Here is a 1182-nt window from a genome sequence, read left to right as displayed (position 1 = left end):
CCGTAGCCAACAATCTCCGGAAAGTAGATACGGCCGCGATCAGTAGAAAGAGGATGTGCTTACCCAGGGAGGTCTCCGTAGTCATTGACTGACAGCACGGAGAAGTCAGCCGAGGGCATAGTAGGGAGGTAAACCGGGAAGCCGTGGAGTAAAGCCATGTTGTGAGTCGCCACGCCCGAGAGACTAGACCCGAAGGCCTGAACGTGAACCGCCGGAACAACCGGTGGGTGTGGACCGGACATTGACCACCGACCGCTAAGCGGGGTGCAGTCTTGACCACAGCCATCGTGCGGAAAGGCAAGAAATTTTGTTCGTTTATGTATTCACTACTCGACCGGATACTAAGCAAGTCGAACTTGCGTACTGCCTATGATCGCGTCTTGGGTAACCGGGGAAGTAGTGGCGTGGACGGTGTGACAGTAGATGACCTGTCTGGTCATCTGCGCCAGCATTGGCCCCGCATCAAAGCGGAACTACGCGCTGGAACCTACCGTCCCCTGGCGGTCCGGGGCGTAGAAATTCCCAAGCCGAACGGAGGAACCCGCCTTTTGGGCATCCCCACGACGACGGACCGCTTCATCCAGCAGGCCATCCATCAGGTACTGGCCCCGATTTTCGATAAGGACTTTTCCCCCTTCAGCTATGGCTTTCGCCCCGGCCGCAACGCCCATCAGGCCTTGCGGCAAGCGAAAAGTTATATCAACAAAGGCTACCAGGACATCATTGACCTGGACTTGAAAAGCTTCTTTGACGAAGTCAACCACGACCTGCTGCTCAAGCTGCTGGGCCGCAAGGTGAAAGACCCTCTTTTATTGAAACTGATCCATCGCTTCCTTGCTTCCGGCCTTTTGCTCGGTGGGGTAGTTGGCCAGCGGGACAAGGGGACGCCGCAGGGCGGGCCACTAAGTCCCTTGCTTTCCAATATCCTATTGGACGAGCTGGACAAGGAACTCACCCGACGTGGTCATCGCTTTGTCCGCTATGCGGACGATTGCAGTATTTTCCTGCGCTCAAAGCGGTCGGCCCACCGGGTGTTACGTTCGATGACTCGGTTCATTGAAGAGGATTTACGTTTACTGGTGAATAAGGACAAGACGGCAATCTGTCGTCCGGTTCGGTTTGAACTGCTGGGGTACGGCTTTGTCTCTTCTTTCCGCAAAGGAGAAAAGGGGAAGTACGTCC

General features: G+C 55.6%; 1 protein-coding gene. It reads left to right on the top strand.

Translation table 11 applies throughout. From position 1 onward, the window contains the following. Positions 1-317: 317 nt before the first annotated feature. Positions 318-1182 (top strand): group II intron reverse transcriptase/maturase (gene ltrA, locus E1J53_RS24750; protein ID WP_154640297.1); only part of this gene is annotated, 865 nt, incomplete at its 3' end.

This window comes from Lewinella sp. W8, assembly GCF_004375085.3.
Classification (GTDB): domain Bacteria; phylum Bacteroidota; class Bacteroidia; order Chitinophagales; family Saprospiraceae; genus Neolewinella.
The sequence above is the reverse complement of the archived record's forward strand: the minus strand, read 5'-3'. Positions and strand labels throughout refer to the sequence as shown.